Origin of the sequence: Anaeromyxobacter sp. SG64 (assembly GCF_022690745.1) — a bacterium.
Classification (GTDB): Bacteria; Myxococcota; Myxococcia; order Myxococcales; family Anaeromyxobacteraceae; genus Anaeromyxobacter; species Anaeromyxobacter soli.
The window spans coordinates 64,063-76,370 of the sequence record NZ_JALCZB010000010.1 but is presented as its reverse complement, the minus strand read 5'-3'; the positions used below and the strand labels follow the sequence as shown (position 1 = coordinate 76,370).

The 12,308-nt window shown below is 71.1% G+C and carries 7 protein-coding genes; 2 read left to right on the top strand and 5 right to left on the bottom strand.

Annotated elements, in window-relative coordinates; translation table 11 throughout:
* Nucleotide 1: 1 nt before the first annotated feature.
* Entirely contained in the window at nt 2-2,032 is a 2,031-nt protein-coding gene (gene nuoL, locus MNZ29_RS05190; RefSeq protein WP_242353454.1) for an NADH-quinone oxidoreductase subunit L, read from the bottom strand.
* A 128-nt stretch (nt 2,033-2,160) separates the two neighbouring features.
* Between nuoL and selA the strand changes: the two genes are divergently transcribed.
* On the top strand, nt 2,161-3,549 hold the full coding sequence (selA, locus tag MNZ29_RS05185) for an L-seryl-tRNA(Sec) selenium transferase (RefSeq protein ID WP_242353444.1): 1,389 nt from the start codon (nt 2,161-2,163) through the stop codon (nt 3,547-3,549).
* Between the two features lie 155 nt (nt 3,550-3,704).
* On the opposite strand, the gene MNZ29_RS05180 is transcribed toward selA, so the two are convergent.
* Nucleotides 3,705-4,397, bottom strand: coding sequence for a response regulator transcription factor (locus MNZ29_RS05180; RefSeq protein ID WP_242337650.1), 693 nt, complete (start codon nt 4,395-4,397; stop codon nt 3,705-3,707).
* Nucleotides 4,398-4,408: 11 nt separating this feature from the next.
* Nucleotides 4,409-5,344, bottom strand: coding sequence for a cell wall metabolism sensor histidine kinase WalK (locus MNZ29_RS05175; RefSeq protein ID WP_242337648.1), 936 nt, complete (start codon nt 5,342-5,344; stop codon nt 4,409-4,411).
* A gap of 816 nt (nt 5,345-6,160) precedes the next feature.
* Here MNZ29_RS05175 and MNZ29_RS05170 point away from each other — a divergent pair.
* Nucleotides 6,161-8,593: a hypothetical protein gene (locus MNZ29_RS05170; protein ID WP_242353442.1), complete on the top strand. Its 2,433-nt coding sequence runs from the start codon at nt 6,161-6,163 to the stop codon at nt 8,591-8,593.
* A gap of 154 nt (nt 8,594-8,747) precedes the next feature.
* Here MNZ29_RS05170 and fadJ read toward each other — a convergent pair whose 3' ends face one another.
* Nucleotides 8,748-10,913 (bottom strand): fatty acid oxidation complex subunit alpha FadJ, encoded by a 2,166-nt coding sequence (gene fadJ / locus MNZ29_RS05165; RefSeq protein WP_242337644.1) that lies wholly within the window; start codon nt 10,911-10,913, stop codon nt 8,748-8,750.
* A gap of 31 nt (nt 10,914-10,944) precedes the next feature.
* A complete protein-coding gene (gene fadI / locus MNZ29_RS05160) occupies nt 10,945-12,252 on the bottom strand; it encodes an acetyl-CoA C-acyltransferase FadI (protein WP_242337642.1) in 1,308 nt (435 codons plus the stop codon).
* Nucleotides 12,253-12,308: the final 56 nt, after the last annotated feature.

Here is a 12,308-nt window from a genome sequence, read left to right as displayed (position 1 = left end):
TCTAGCGCCCTCCCGCGCCGAGCACGGTCCAGAGGATCACCGCCGCGGCGACTGCCATCACCGCCGCGTATCGCTGCAGGTCGCCGTTCTGCGCGACCCGGAACATCGAGCCGGCGGCCCCGACCGCGCGCGCGACGCCGTTCACGAAGAGGCCGTCGATCGCGAAGACGTCCACGATGCGCCACAGGATGTACGCGAGGTAGCGCAGCGGCTCGATGACGAGGAACTCGTACAGCTCGTCGACGCGGAACTTGTCGTACGCGAAGCGGTACAGGCGCGGGAACGCGAGGGCGAGCTTGCGGGGCGCCTCGAGCGCCGGGCCGGCGTACATCGTCCACGCGACGAGGGTGCCGAGCGCAGCGACGCCCCAGGCCGCGAAGTACGGCCACGCGGGGTGCTCGCCGGCGTGCAGGTGCTCGACCGCGAGGAGCCGCGCGGTCCCCGCCGCGAACACCGGCTCCACGAACCGCTCGAACAGGTGCCCGAGCTGACCGTGCACCGGCAGGGCCAGCACGGTGGCGACGATCGACAGGATCGCGAGGATCCAGAGCGGGATCGTCATCACCGGCGAGGACTCGTGCGCGTGCTCGGCGGCGTGGGTGCGCGGCTTGCCGACGAAGGTGAGGAAGAACACGCGCGACATGTAGAACGCGGTGCCGAGTGCCGCGAGCGTGCCGAGCACGTAGGCGATCTCGCCGACCTGGTGCCACGCCGGGTTGTGGCTGAAGAGCGCGTTGCCGAGGATGGCGTCCTTCGACCAGAAGCCCGAGAGCGGCACGAAGCCGGTGATGGCGAGCGTCGCGATCCCGAAGGTCGCGGCCGTGTGCGGCATCTTCTTGAGGAGCCCGCCCATCTTGCGGATGTCGGTCTCGTCGCCCATGCCGTGCATCACCGACCCGGCGCCGAGGAACAGGCAGGCCTTGAAGAACGCGTGCGTGACGAGGTGCAGCACGCCCGCCCACCAGGCGCCGACGCCCACGCCGATGAACATGAAGCCGAGCTGGCTCACGGTCGAGTAGGCGAGGACCTTCTTGATGTCGGTCTGGACGAAGGCGATCAGCGCCGCGAACAGCGCGGTGAGCGCGCCGACGATCGTGACGGTCGCCATCGCGGCCGGCGCGAGCGAGAACAGGAAGGCGTTGCGCGCGACGAGGTACACGCCGGCGGTGACCATCGTCGCGGCGTGGATGAGGGCCGAGACCGGCGTCGGGCCGGCCATCGCGTCCGGCAGCCAGACGTAGAGCGGGAGCTGGGCGCTCTTGCCGCACGCGCCCACGAACAGGCCGAGCAGCGCGAAGGTGATGGCCCACTGGTAGGTGCGGCCGGCGAAGGTGCCGACCTGGATCGCCGCCGCCGGGTCGAGCGAGCGCGCGATGGCCTGCAGGTCGCCGTAGCTCGCCGTCCCGAAGATCGAGATGAGCGCGAACAGGCCGACGAGGAAGCCGAAGTCGCCGATGCGGTTCGTGACGAACGCCTTGCGGCCGGCGAACGCCTTCGCCGGGTCCGTGTACCAGAACCCGATGAGGAGGTAGCTGCAGAGGCCGACACCCTCCCAGCCCACGAACGTCAGCACGAGCGTGTCGCCGAGGACGAGCGTGAGCATCGCCGCGACGAAGAGGTTCAGGTACGTGAAGAACCGGGCGTACCCCGTGTCGTCCTCATGGGACATGTACGACGCGGAGTAGATGTGGATGAGCGTCCCGACGCCCGTGACGACCATGATCATCGTTCCGGACAGGCGATCGACGAGCAGGCCCCACCCGATCGAGATGAGCGCCCGCCCGTCCGGGCCGGCCACACGGATCCAGGGATCGCCGCGGAAGTGCAGGACGGTGCCCTGCAGCGCCCAGGTGAAGGCGATCGTCGAGACGACGAGCGCACCCACCATCGCGCCGAGGGCGATGAGGGTGACGTTCCCCTTCCCGATCCGCCGCCCGATGAGCCCGTTCACGATCGCGCCCGCGAGCGGAAACAGGATGATCGCCCAGAGATAGGACTCTGCCGCCGTGGGAGACGCTACGATAGGGGGCATAGGAGTGCGCGAAGGATTACCCGCTCACGCGTGGTTAGACAAGGCTCTTGTCAGCGGAAAACCTCCGCTAGCATGCGGACATGAAAGCTCCAAATTCGCCCCCGGCCCCCCCTTCCGAGGCTCGAAACTTGCCGCGTGCCGACCGGCTGCTCGAAGCGGCCGAGAAGGCGGGGCTGGTGCGGCGGCTCGGGCACGGGGTGGTGATGGAGGCGGTGCGAGGGGAGCTGGAGCGGATCCGGCGCGAGATCCTGGGCGGCGCCACCTGCCCGCCGCCCGAGGCGATCGAGCGCGACCTCCTCGATCGGCTCGAGGCGGCGTCGAAGGGCTCCTTGCGGCCGGTGATCAACGCCACCGGCGTGGTGATCCACACGAACCTCGGCCGCGCGCCGCTCTCCGAGGACACCATCGACGCGATGCGTCGTGCCGCCGCAGGCTACACGAACCTCGAGTACGACCTCGAGGCGGGCGAGCGCGGCGATCGCTACGGGCACGCCGAGGCGCCGCTCTGCCGGCTCACCGGCGCCGAGGCGGCGGTGGTGGTGAACAACAACGCGTCGGCGGTGATGCTCGCGCTCGCCGCGCTCATGCCGGCCCGGCCGTCGGGCGACGCGCCGGCGGACGGGGCGCCCGAGGTGGTGGTCTCGCGCGGCCAGCTCGTGGAGATCGGCGGCGGGTTCCGCATCCCCGACGTGCTGCGCCGCTCGGGCGCGACGCTCGCCGAGGTCGGCACGACGAACCGCACCTACCGGCGCGACTACGAGGACGCGATCGGGCCGCGCACGCGCATCCTCATGTCGGTGCACCGCTCCAACTTCCGCGTGCAGGGGTTCGTGCACGACGCGTCGCTCGAAGAGCTCGTCTCGCTCGGGCGCGAGCGCGACCTGTGGGTGGTGGACGATCTCGGCTCGGGCACCCTCCTCGAGACCGCGCCGCACGGCCTCGGGCTCGAGCCGACGGTGCAGGAGCGCGTGCGCGCCGGCGCCGACCTCGTCTGCTTCTCCGGCGACAAGCTGCTCGGCGGCCCGCAGGCGGGCGTCCTCGTGGGCCGCCGGGAGGCGATCCGGCGCGTGAAGCGCCACCCGCTCATGCGCGCGCTGCGCGTCGACAAGGTCACCCTGGCCGGCCTCGGCGCGACGCTCGCCCACTACGAGCGCGGCGAGGCGCGCGAGAAGGTCCCCGTCTGGCGCGCGATCGCGGCGGCGCCCGAGGCGATCCGGGAGCGGGCGGAGCGGTGGCGAGCGGCGCTCGGCGCGGCGGGCGGGGGGGCCTCGGTGGTGCCCAGCCGCTCGGCGGTGGGCGGCGGCTCCCTGCCCGAGGTCACCCTGCCGACCTTCGTGCTCGCCCTCCCCGCCGGCGATCCCCATGCGCTGCTCGCGCGGCTCCGCCGCCGGGATCCCCCCGTCGTCGCACGGATCGAGGAGGATCGGGTGGTGCTCGATCCGCGCACGGTCCTGCCCGGCGAGGACGAGCCGCTCGTGCGCTGCGTGAAGGAGGCGCTCGCAGGCGGGACCGACTGAGGGCGGCGAAGCGCGGGAGGGGCGAAGCCCCTCCGGCGGGGAACCTGCGCGCACCCGCGAACGCGGGCGCGCAGGTTCACGGGCCCCGCCGAGCAGGGGTGGGGCCCCGGCGACGGCGGTCAGCCGTCGACGGGGCGGGGGCGCAGCCCCCGTCTCTACGGATTGAATCTGTAACCGACCCCGCGCACCGTCTCGAGATGCCGGGGGTGCTCGGCGTCGTCGCCGATGTGGGCGCGCAGCCGGGCGATGAAGTTGTCCACCGTCCGCGCCGTGCCGAAGTAGCGCGAGCCCCACACCGCCTCCATGAGCTGCTCGCGGCTGAACACGCGGTCGGGGTGCAGGACGAAGAAGGCGAGGAGGTCGTACTCGCGGCTCGTGAGCTCGAGCGCGTTCCCGGCCACCGTCGCGCGGCGCGCGTCGAGGTCGAGCTCGATCTGGCCCACCTTCCGCACGGCGCGGTTCGGGCCGGTCTCCCCGCGCGCGCGCCGCCGGCGCAGGAGCGCGTCGATCCGCGCGAGCAGCTCCTTCAGCCCGAACGGCTTCACCAGGTAGTCGTCCGCGCCGAGCTGGAGGCCGGCGACCTTGTCGCCCTCCTGCCCCTTCGCGGAGAGGATGAGGACGGGCAGCTCGGGGTCGTCCTTGCGGATCTCGCGCACCACCTCGAGCCCGCCGAGCCGCGGCAGCATCACGTCGACGAGGACGAGGTCGGGCTTCTCGGTCTTGGCGAGCCGGAGCCCCGTCTCGCCGTCGCTCGCCGAGCGCACGGTGTAGCCCTCCATCCCGAGGTTCAGCTGGAGCCCGCGGAGGATGGAGGGATCGTCCTCGATGACCACGATCTTCTCGCCCACGTCTTCCCTCCCTACGCCGGCCGCGCCGCGCGCGCGCCTTGCGGCGCCTCGGCGACCGCGCCGAGGGCGGGCAGCGAGATCGTGAACGTCGCCCCGTGGCCCACCTGGCTCGACACCGACACCTTCCCGCCGTGGCCCACCGCGATGTGCTTCACCATCGCGAGCCCGAGCCCGGTCCCCTCGATCGTGCGCGAGAGCGGATCGCGCGCCCGGTAGAACTTCTTGAAGATGCGCTTGTGCTCGCGCTCGGGGATGCCGGGGCCGTTGTCGGTGACGCTGATCTGCACGGTCGGGCCGCTCGCCACGGCGCGCACCGTGATGCGCTTCTCGGGGCCGGTGTACTTGTGGGCGTTCTGCAAGAGGTCGAGGATCGCCTCCGAGAGCGCCTTCCGGTCGGCCATGACCGGCGGCAGGTTCGGCGCGACGTCGCGCTCCACCTCGGCGGGGTGCTGCAGGAGCATGGCCTCGAACGCCTGGAGCGCCGAGTCCACGATGGGCCCCACCGGCTCGCGGGAGAGCTGGTAGGTGCGGCGGCCGGACTCCATGCGCGCCCAGTCGAGGAGCCGGTTGATGAGCCCGGACAGGCGGGCGGTCTCGTCGGAGATGATCTCGAGCGCCTCGCGCTGGCGCGCCTCGTCGGGGATGCGGCCGAGCTGGAGCGTCTCGACGAACATCCGGATGGAGGTGAGCGGCGTCCGGAGATCGTGGGAGACCTTGTTCACGAAGTCCGTCTGGAGCTTCGCGAGCCGGGCCTCGCGGAAGATCACCGCGAGCGTGGCGGCCGACCCGAAGATGGTGGTCGCCACGAGCGCGACGATGAGCCAGCCGAAGACGTAGTCCCGCGGCAGGGTGCCGTAGACCAGGATGAGGATGCCCACCGTCAGCATCAGCGCCGCGGGGACGAAGACGAAGCCGATGACGAGCGGCAGGACGCGGCGGAGCTTCACGGGGCGCCTCGCGGGGGGTCGGATCTCATCTATAGCCCAGGCGCGCCCGGCGCGCCGCGGGTGCTTCCGGGTACGGCCGCGGCCCGCGTGCGCGGGCCTGCGGGGCCTCGGGAGCGCTCGCGCCCTCCCGAGCGGGAACGGCGGACGCGCGCCGGCGTGCTCGCGCAGCCGACGGCGTGCCGGCGGGGCTCATCGAGCGCCTCACGACGACGGGACGCCGTGTCGTGAAGACGACAGGATCGTCCTCGACCCTGGAACGCGGCGAGCCAGCCTTCACGTTTCGTGCGCGCTACGTGGCGAGGACTCGCTGTCGCAGGGGCACGCTCTCGACCCGGGGTGTCGCCTCACCCGGCCGCGTTAACGATTAGCAAGAGTGAAGCTCAACGGAGCGCAGTCACTACGCTTCTGCCGGTGAACGTCGCCACCGAACCGATCCGAACGCGCGGCGCGCAAATTGCGCGCTTCACGTTTCCCGAGCGTCACACGGGAGGTCCTGCTTCGCGCGTCCGCGCGCAAACCTCCCGTCTCGCCGGAGCCTTATCCGCGAGATCCCGGCTCCGTGCGACGGGCATTGCGCTTCGAATAATTTGCGCCGAAACCAATCCGCTCATTTTGGCTCGCGGCACGCATTCGGGGGTCGGAATGTTGACGCAGGGGGATGCTCGTCGTTCATTCGCGATGTCAGGCAGTTAGCAATTGCTTGAACCACCAATTGCTCGAGATCAACCGTCCGCTGGGGACGTGCGGCGCTCCGAGGTCGGTGGCGCCGCTGGAAAGGCTGCGCGCTCGCGCGAGCCACTTGGAGGGTTTCACCACATGCAGAGATGGATGAACAAGTATGGCGCGCTGCTCTTCGCCGGCGTTCTCGCGGTGACGGGCTGCCAGGGCGAGAAGGGCGCGAACGGTGTCAACGGCACCGACGGCACCGACGGCACGAACGGCCAGGACGGCATGAGCGCGGTCACGGGCAAGCTCAAGCTCGTGATCGACGGCGTCCAGACCACCGCGACCGCGTCGACGCTCACCTTCACGATCTACCCGGCGGCCGCGGCCTGCCCGGGCGGGACCTGTGACGACGCGCTCGGCATGATGACGCAGAAGGTCTTCTACGCCTCGGAGTACGACGCGGCGACGAAGACCTTCACCACCGCGCACACCTTCCAGTTCAACGGCGGATTCAAGTTCAAGGCCATCGTGGACGGCGGCAAGGGAGCTCAGTTCACGGCCGTCACGAAGGCGGGCGTGAACCCGAACTTCGTCCCGGAGACCTCGCAGAGCGCGATGATCTACGGGTACATCGCGGACGCGAACGTCCTCGCGGCGCCGGCGACGGGCCACTACGCCTTCCCGGACAACGTGGCGAGCGCGGGCAAGGTCTACGGCACGATCGACTACGAGTCCTCGGCCAACGTCACCGGCTGCGAGAAGTGCCATGGCAAGCCGTACTCGAAGCACGGCTACCGCCAGGCGACCGTCGTCGGCCTGCCGGTCTTCGCCTCCTGCAAGGCCTGCCACACCGGCCAGCGCGTGGGGTCGGACATGAACTGGCAGGTCATCGTCGACGATCCCGCCGCGTACGCCGCCCTCCCGAAGGACGCCAAGGGCGCGCCGATCCTCACGGACGCGATGAAGACCACGTACGCCTACACGGCGAACGTCATGAACGACACGCACATGTCGCACGCGATGGAGTTCAACTTCCCGCAGTCGATGGCGAACTGCGTCACCTGCCACGACGGCAAGCTCGACGTCATCCTCGCCGACGCCAACTTCAAGATCTCCACCTGCAAGAGCTGCCACCCCGTGAACGGCAAGGGCGGCACCGACTCGAAGCGCGCGCCCGCCCTCCTCGGCGACGGGACGACGACGAACCCGGGCATCATGCCGGCGGCCATCCACGGCAGCATGAACCTGGCCACCACGGACTGCCTCACGTGCCACAAGGCCGGCGGCGCCCGGACGTTCAAGCAGATCCACAGCGGCCGCACCGCGGCGATCTACGACGACAGCGGCGCGCGGTTCGCCGATGCGGTCAAGACGACGATCGACGCGGCCTCGTACGATCCCGCGACGTACAAGCTCACGGTCGACATCAAGATGACCGGTCTCGCGGCGAACGCGCTGGTGAAGCCGACGCTCGTGGTCAGCCTCTACGGCTACGGCACGAAGGACTTCGTCGTCAGCGGCCACAGCACGCAGGCGGACGGCACGACCAACCTCGAGTACACCTACGGCGCGATGCAGCGCGCGAACCCGACGCTGTCCTCGAACAGCGCGCGCCTGACGCTCAGCCCGGACGCTCCGACGGCCGGCACCACCTCGTGGACGGCGGTCGCGGACCTCTCGCTGTGGGCCGCCAAGATCGGCGCGGACAAGCAGGTCCAGCGCGTCGAGATCGCGTTCCTCCCGTCGGTCGGTCGTGACCAGACGGCCCTCGTCAGCGCCACGAACCCGGCGGTCGCCGTCACCGGCAAGACCGCCACGCTCGACCTCGTCGGCAGCACGACGCTCGTCGCGGACGCGAGCGCGTACGGCAAGAACATCGTCGACCCGGCGAAGTGCAACGCCTGCCACGACGCGCTCGGCACGACGTTCCACGGCCCGAACTACGGGAGCGCGGGCGTCGTCGCCTGCCGCACCTGCCACACCGTCCAGAGCGGCGGGTCGCACCTCGAGATGCAGTCGCGGTCGATCGACTCCTACATCCACGCGATCCACTCGATGCAGGCGTTCGATCCGGGCGACATCAACTACGCCGATCCGATCGCGGTGCTCCGCCACGAGCTGCACGTCGAGGGTAACTACCCGAACTTCGCCGGGACCCTGAACTGCAACTCGTGCCACAGCAGCGGGACGTACGAGGTGCCTGACCAGACGCGGTCGCTGCCGAGCCTCCTCTCGGGCTCCGACCCCGTCGCGAACCGCAACATCCAGAACGTCCCGAGCTACGTCGTGGGTCCGGCGTCGCGCGCCTGCGGCTCCTGCCACCGCGCGAAGCTCATCAACGAGGACGACGCGGGCACGCTCGCCGCGTTCAACCAGCACACGGCCATGTTCGGCACGCTCGTGGCCGGTACGTCCGCCAACCTCGACGCGGTCACCCAGGACATCATGTCCCAGATCGGCGTCGGCCCGGCGTTCACCGGTACGGCGGTCGCTGGCGCGCAGGTCGAGAGCTGCGTGGTGTGCCACCCGAACGCGGGTACGGACCACCAGGCGGCGTTCGACCGCTGGGCGGACGGCCTCTAGTCGAACCGGCGAGGTGGGGTCCGCCCCACCTCGCTCCCTGATCACGCAGCAGCGTTGAAGACGGGTGAGGCGAGCACGAAGGTGCTCGCCTCACTCATTTTGGAGGATGCGCGGCGGGCGTGCCGGGTGGCCCGGTGCGCCATCGGGCCCGCTCCTAGTGGAAGGGCTTGCCGGAGGCGGCGTGCTCCACGAGGAGCGGCGCCGGCTCGAACCGCTCGCCGTGCCGCCCGCGCAGCGCCTCCAGCCGCCCGAGCAGCTCCTTCGCGCCGAGCTTGTCGGCGTAGCGGAAGGGACCGCCGCGGAACGGCGGGAAGCCGAGCCCGAACACCGCGCCGACGTCGCCGTCGCGGGCGCTGCGGAGGATGCCCTCGCCCAGGCAGCGGATGGCCTCGTTCACCATCTGCAGGACGACGCGCTCGCGGATCTCGTCCTGCGGGAAGATCTTGCGCCGGCGCCCGCCGGGGAGGAGGTCGTAGACGGTGACGTCGACGCGCTTCTCCTTCTTGTCGCCGTACGTGTAGAAGCCCTTCCTGTTCTTCCGGCCGAGCCGCCCCGCGGCGACCACGTCGTGCAGCGCGGCCGGCGGGGCCATGCGCGCGCCGAACGCGCCGTGCAGGATCTTGCCGACCTTCTCGCCCACGTCGATGCCGACCTCGTCGAGGAGCGTGATGGGACCCACCGGGAAGCCGAACTGCACGAGCGCCCGGTCGAGGTCCTCGATCGCCGCGCCCTCCACGAGGAGCTCCGCCGCCTCGTTCATGTACGGGGCGAGGATGCGGCTCGTGTAGAACCCCGGTCCGTCGCCGACCACGATGACCGTCTTGCCCTGCCGCTTGCCGAGCGCCACCGCGGTCGCCGTGGCCTCGGGCGAGGTCTTCTCGGTCACGATGATCTCGAGGAGCGGCATCTTCTGCACCGGCGAGAAGTAGTGCATGCCGAGCACGGTCTGGGGGTGCGCCGAGGCCTCGGCGATCCGGGTGATCGGGATGGACGAGGTGTTCGAGGCGAAGATGCCGGTGGGGTTCACCGCCTCGAACGCGCGGAGCATGTCCTGCTTCAAGGCGAGGTCCTCGAAGACGGCCTCGACGAGCACGTCCACCGAGCCGAAGCCCGACCAGTCGGTGGTGGCGGTGACGAGGCGCAGCTTCTCGTCGCGCTCGAGCCGGTCGATGGAGCGGCGCTTCACGCGCTCGTCGAGGAGCCCCTTCACGCTCGCGAGCGCCTTCGCCGCGGCGCCGTCGTCGCGCTCCCGGACGCGCACCGGGATCCCGGCGTTCGCGGTCACGAAGGTGATGCCGCTGCCCATGAGCCCGCCGCCGAGCACGCCCACCCTCCGCACCGCCCGCGCCTTCACCGACGGATCGTCGACGCCCGTGTCCTTCTTGAGCGCGGTGGTGGCGAAGAAGATCTCCATGAGCCGTCGCGCCACCTCGGAGACGGCGAGCTGGCCGAAGAGCTGCGCCTCCTTCTCGAGCCCGCGCGCGAAGCCCTTCTGGTAGCCGTACTCGACGGCCTCGAGCGCGCGGACCGGCGCGGGGTACATGCCCTTCGTCTTCGCGAGCACCGCCTTGCGGGCCTGGCGGAAGAGCAGCTCGCGCCCGACGAAGTTCTCCTCCAGGGCGACGCGCGTCGCCCGCGCGACCGGGCTCGCCTTCCGCCGCGGCTCGCGGCGGAGCTTGCCCGTCGCGAGCGCGAGGGCGCGCTGCCGGGCGACCGCGAGGAGCAGCTCGGGAGGGACCACCTCGTCCACGAGCCCGATGTTCAGGGCCTTCCGCGGCTTCACCGTCTTGCCGGCGAGGATGAGGTCGAGCGCGGTCTGGATGCCCACGAGCCGCGGGAGCCGCTGCGTGCCCCCGCCGCCGGGGATGAGGCCGAGCTGGACCTCCGGGAGGCCGAGCTGCGTCTTCGGGTCGCTCGTGGCGATCCGGTAGTGGCAGGCGAGCGCCCACTCGAGGCCGCCGCCGAGCGCCGCGCCGTGGATCGCCGCCACCACCGGCTTGCGGTAGCGCTCGAGCCGGTCGAAGCCGGCCTGCATGTCGCGCGCGAGCTTCTCCGCCTCGCCCGCCTCGGTGATCGCCTGGATGAGGTCGATCTTGGCGCCGGCGACGAAGCCGTCCTTCTTGCCGCTCGCGAGCACGATCGCCTTCACCGTGTCGTCCACCGCGAAGCCGTCGAGCAGGCGGAAGAACTCCTCCATCGCCCCCGGCTCGAGGACGTTCACGCTCTCGCCCGGCTCGTCGAGGAGCAGGGTCGCGACCCCGTCCGCGAGGTCCACCCGGAAGCTCCGGCCCTGCCGCTCTGCCGCCTGTGCCGTCATCATGTGCGTCCCTCCGCGACGTCCGGGCCGGTGGTCACTCGCGCTCGAGGACGAGCGCCGCCCCGAGGGCGCCCGCCGCGCACACCGTGATCAGCGCGTGCTGGCCCTTGCGGCGCTCCAGCTCCCGCAGCGTCTGCAGGATCATCCGCGCGCCCGTGGCGGCGAACGGGTGGCCGAGCGCGATCGAGCCGCCGTTCACGTTGAGCTTCGCGGGGTCGATCTCGCCGAGCGGCTCGGGGCGCCCGAGCGCCTTCTCGGCGAAGTCCTTCGAGGCGAAGGCCTGCAGGTTCGAGAGCACCTGCACCGCGAACGCCTCGTGCATGTCCACGAGGTCCATGTCGGCGAGCCGCAGCCCGGCGCGGTCGAGCGCGACCGGCGCGGCGTAGGCCGGCCCCTGCAGGAGCTGGTCACGCGGGTCGAGGGCCGCGTAGGCGTAGGAGCGGACGAAGCCGAGGGGCCTCATGCCGAGCGCGCGGGCCTTCTCCTCGCTCATGAGCACGAGGGCGGCGGCGCCGTCGGTGAGCGGCGAGGCGTTGCCGGCGGTGATGGTGCCGTACCTGCGGTCGAACACCGGGCGGAGCGCCGCGAGCGCCTCGAGCGTGGTCTCCTTGCGGACCACGTTGTCCTTCGCCGAGACCCGCTCGAAGCGCGGCGGCACCGGCACGTGCATGACCTCGCCGTCGAACTTGCCGCTCTCCCAGGCGGCGGCGGCCCGGCGGTGGCTCTCGAACGCGACGCGGTCCTGCGCCTCGCGCGAGATCCCGTTCTTCTGCGCCATGAGCTCGGCGCTCTCCCCCATGGTGAGCCCGGTGGTCGGCTCCTTCAGCGCGGGCGGCTGCGGGGCGAAGTCCTTCGGGCGCAGGGTCGAGAGGATCCGGAGGCGATCGGCGAGGGTCTTCGCGCGCGAGAGCTCCACGAGGCCCTGGGCGAGCGCGCGGGTCGCGAAGATCGGCGCGTCCGAGAGGGACTCCGCGCCGCCCGAGATGGCGCAGTCGGAGTGGCCGAGCTGGATCTGGTCGGCCGCGTCGGTGGTGGTCTGGATCGAGGTGGCGCACGCGCGGGCGACGGTGTGCGCCTCCACGCTCCGCGGCAGCTGGGTGCGCAGGACCATCTCGCGGCCGATGAGCGTCACCGTGGGAGACGGGATCACCTGGCCGAACACCACCGAGTCGAACTCCTTCGGCGGGATCCCGCTGCGGGCGACGAGCTCGTTCACGACCAGCGCGCCGAGGTCCACGGCGGAGAGGTCCTTGAAGTCGGTGCCCGCCTTGACGAACGGCGTGCGGAGGCCCGCGACGACCGCCGCTCGGCGGCCCGGGGGAACGGAACCGTTCATGCCCATGGATCTCTCCGGTTGACTGGGGAATCGGCCGGCTGCTCGGCGATTTTTAAGGACCT

Excerpts from the sequence above, each read along its gene's own strand:
- MNZ29_RS05170 (WP_242353442.1), top strand. The coding sequence starts at position 6,161 with ATGCAGAGATGGATGAACAAGTATGGCGCGCTGCTCTTCGCCGGCGTT.
- nuoL (WP_242353454.1), bottom strand. The coding sequence starts at position 2,032 with ATGCCCCCTATCGTAGCGTCTCCCACGGCGGCAGAGTCCTATCTCTGG.
- fadI (WP_242337642.1), bottom strand. The coding sequence starts at position 12,252 with ATGGGCATGAACGGTTCCGTTCCCCCGGGCCGCCGAGCGGCGGTCGTC.
- fadJ (WP_242337644.1), bottom strand. The coding sequence starts at position 10,913 with ATGATGACGGCACAGGCGGCAGAGCGGCAGGGCCGGAGCTTCCGGGTG.